This is a genomic window from Cereibacter changlensis JA139 (assembly GCF_003034985.1).
GTDB lineage: Bacteria > Pseudomonadota > Alphaproteobacteria > Rhodobacterales > Rhodobacteraceae > Cereibacter > Cereibacter changlensis.
Window position 1 is genome coordinate 1 of the sequence record NZ_PZKG01000464.1, and the last position, 271, is coordinate 271.

The 271-nt window shown below is 67.2% G+C and carries 1 protein-coding gene; it reads left to right on the forward strand.

The window, feature by feature from the left end:
- A partial coding sequence (locus C5F48_RS24675; RefSeq protein ID WP_181247803.1) for a relaxase domain-containing protein occupies positions 1 to 271 on the forward strand: 271 nt, incomplete at both ends.

Below are 271 nucleotides of genomic sequence, written 5' to 3' on the forward strand. Positions count from 1 at the left end.
AAGGACGGCAACTGGACAGAGGGGCAGACGCTTGGCCGCTACGTCGACGGCGAGCGCCAGCACCGCCCCGGCATCGACCTGACGTTCTCGGCCAGCAAGTCCGTCTCGATCATGGCGCTGGTGGTCGGCGACAAGCGGGTGACGGAGGCGCATGACGCCGCGGTCAAATCAGCCATGGCCTATGTGGAGGAGCGGTTCGTCACCACCCGGCGCGAGGTCGATGGCGAGATGCAGCAGGTTCCCGGCAAGATGATCGCCGGCCTCTTCCGCC